The sequence below is a fragment of the Caryophanon latum genome (genome assembly GCF_001700325.1).
Taxonomy (GTDB): domain Bacteria; phylum Bacillota; class Bacilli; order Bacillales_A; family Planococcaceae; genus Caryophanon; species Caryophanon latum.
The window spans coordinates 1-3,035 of sequence record NZ_MATO01000093.1 but is presented as its reverse complement, the minus strand read 5'-3'; the positions used below and the strand labels follow the sequence as shown (position 1 = coordinate 3,035).

Annotated in this window: 2 protein-coding genes and 1 CRISPR repeat array; both genes read right to left on the bottom strand. The window is 43.6% G+C overall.

The window, feature by feature from the left end; genetic code table 11:
* Nucleotides 1–134: 134 nt before the first annotated feature.
* Nucleotides 135–473: direct repeats of the CRISPR family, unit length 38 nt; unit sequence TGTGTAAATGGATAACCTTGATTAAGAGGATTAACACA.
* A 118-nt stretch (nt 474–591) separates the two neighbouring features.
* Nucleotides 592–1,608: a hypothetical protein gene (locus A6K76_RS16295; RefSeq protein WP_066466633.1), complete on the bottom strand. Its 1,017-nt coding sequence runs from the start codon at nt 1,606–1,608 to the stop codon at nt 592–594.
* Nucleotides 1,605–2,603 (bottom strand): hypothetical protein, encoded by a 999-nt coding sequence (locus A6K76_RS16290; RefSeq protein WP_066466632.1) that lies wholly within the window; start codon nt 2,601–2,603, stop codon nt 1,605–1,607. The genes A6K76_RS16295 and A6K76_RS16290 overlap by 4 nt, the downstream gene beginning before the upstream one ends.
* Nucleotides 2,604–3,035: the final 432 nt, after the last annotated feature.

Genomic DNA, 3,035 nt, shown 5'->3' with positions numbered 1-3,035 from the left:
AGGCTTCAGGCTAAGTGTTGTACGTTCATTTCGCTATATCGATATAATCCCTAAAAATTCCAAACCAAAATGCACCAGTCACCATGTAAAACGGCTTGTGAAACACTTGGGAGAGTAAGGACGAAAAACGGTACTGTGTAAATGGATAACCTTGATTAAGAGGATTAACACAATTAAGGAAACGAAATGAATACTTGATCCCCACATAATGTGTAAATGGATAACCTTGATTAAGAGGATTAACACAGGAATGGCTTGTTTCACTAACGCATCCATTTCCTCCTCAGTGTGTAAATGGATAACCTTGATTAAGAGGATTAACACATAATCAAATAGCTCTCCTTGAACTTTTTCAGTGATCTGTGTAAATGGATAACCTTGAGTAAGAGGATTAACACTCGTCGAAAATGCCGGCGAAGCTCTTAATCGAGTTGCTGTGTAAATGGATAACCTTGATTAAGAGGATTAATACTTTACAGCTTCTAAACATATTTCTTCAGTTTGACTTTTCGGTGAATCGTTTACCTCGCTTTAGAGGATCAAAAAAGACGACCACTTCGTAGCAATACGAAGCAGTCGTCTTTTTTTCGTTTATGTAGCGGGTACGAGGAGGCGGGCGCGTGCAGCCATTGCCTCCTTTAGCAATGTGTAAAAGCAATGTGGAGGGAGGAGGTCGTAGCGTGCGAGCAGCTCGTCCATTTTGTCGAGTGGATCACCGCCGCAAATTTCTTCAATGCGCTCCTTCGTATAGGGCTCGAAGCCGTGTCCGCTAATGCCGTTATGACGTAGATGAATGATGTCGAGTAGCCACGTTGCAGAAAAGTCGCGCACAATTTGCTCAGCGAACGGGCTAGATTGTTGCTCGGCGTGGCGCAAATATCGGAAAAAGTGGCGCGTGACGTTTTGCTTTGGCGTTGGGAGGACGACGTATTGTGTAGCTCCGATTCGTTTGATGTAAGCGCGAGTGCCTTGTACGTCCCAGCCCATTGCGTATAAAAGTACTTCCTCGGCTAAACGGTAGTAAAACGTAATAAAATCAGTTAAATCACTATTCATATATAACTGTTTACAGTAGCTATGAATGTAATAAATGAATGGGCGTTGTTGCTGCTTCGTCATGCCACGCATTAGCTGAATGAATTGTAGCTCGTCTTTTGTTGCGAGCGCATCTGTTGTGAGTACTTGCTCTAGCAGCTGCCAATAAAGATTTGGGTTTTCGGGATGTGTGCCGTTTGCTTGTCCGTAGCTTAGTCGTCGTGCAAACGTTAATAAATGCTGAAGCGTTGTATCACGCTGCTGTAATAAAAGAGACGCGGCAACGAAACGGTTCGAATCGATTAAATGGTGCAACTTATGATACAGCACCTCTTGCTCGCTATGTACGTTTTTCCACGTCGCTGTATCGTGGGCGATGGCGAGTTTTTTTGGGTAATGCAGCGTTAAAAAATGCAGCACCATTTGCACATGCGCCGGCTCGCCGTTTGGAATGATCGTCAACGTAGTATGTTCCTTCGCTAGTGCGTGAAGCGTTTCTTCGATGTAGGCAAGTGGCTCTGTCGGTGGTATGTCTAAATGAAAATGTTCACCTTGCTGAAATGAGAGTTTCATGAATGTTCCTCCTGTAAGTAATGTGCCATTTGCTCGAAAATGAAATCATTTAGCTCTAGCATATTGTCGTCGAGTGCCGAGCCTAAATCTCGCAGCATAATGCGCGTGTCCGCTAAAAAACGCTCAGGCATTTGCGAGCTTTTTGCCGACGTACCGTAATAATTGATGAACAGTAGCTTTGGATCAATCGGTGCACGACTATGCCCGATAACGCTTTGGTTGCGCACATTTAATGCATTGACGACGTTTGCACTTTTAATGTAAAAGTACGTGCCGTAATGATCGTTCGCGTCGCCGCTTTCATACGCATCTTCTAGCTTTTCGATTTGCTTAAATAGTGGCTCGTTATGCTTTGGTTTGCTTTCGTACGCCGCGTAAATGAGCAAGTAATGAATGACGGCCTCACGCGCACGGTAAAAGCGAATTAAAAACGAACTCCAATCTTCCTTTTGCAGCGTTACGTAAATGTGGCGGTACAGCTCCGTAATTTCGGCAAGTGCCTGCTCAGACGATGGTGGTGCGATTAGCTGCTGCAAAATGCTGCTCGTTTTTTGTAACGTCGCGTCGTTCAAGTCCATTTGCTGTATTAAACGGTGCGCCTCGTCAAAATGAAAGTTTAACCGATGCAGCTGCACATATAGCAAATCACGAATATGCGTTGCGTTTGGCAGCGGTTCTAGCATATCAATCGCACTTTCGTAGTCAAACTCATGCAAAAAATGCTGAAAGAGCTGTAGCCAACTCGGGTTTGTCGCCGCCTCCTCATATTGCTGCACGGCGTTAGGATGAATCGTCATAAAGCGTTCTTCAAATGTTTTTGCCCCTTCAATGACAATCGCCTGATCAAGCGGCGTAATCGTATCGCTCATATAAGCAACCGGCATAAACGGCTCATGCAGTGCAAGGCGGTGCATGTAACGATCCACGTAAAGCAATGTTTGGCGAAACGGCATATGCTGCTGCACGAATAAACATTCAACCGGTACATCGAGCAAGCTGTTTCTTTTTTTGCGCGTTGTGCGTAATGTTTCGCATCAACGTTCGTCCACACATAAAGCGCCGTCATTTCGGGTGGAAGCTGTTGTATAAATTGTGTACACTCTAGTTGCTGTAACGTTTTTACGACATGAACAATCATGAAAACTCCTCCTTTGTCACATACCGTTATTGTACCGTTTCACTTAACGGAAAGTAAATATTTACAAATGAGAAGCACGACAACATAAAAATTTACTGTACAAAAACGGTGGAAATTGGTAGGCTAAAGGAAGAAGAAGTGGTGCATTTCATACTGCAAAACATGGTGCAATTTTTGCCCAAAAACGGCAGTCATCATACATATGTTAATATAATAACATTTACACGAAAAACGCTTTGGAATAAGTGTTGTATGCTTATTTCACTATACTGTAATAATGCCTGAAAAT

Bases quoted from the DNA above. Each gene is read 5' to 3' on its own strand.
- A6K76_RS16295 (WP_066466633.1), bottom strand. From the start codon at position 1,608: ATGAAACTCTCATTTCAGCAAGGTGAACATTTTCATTTAGACATACCA.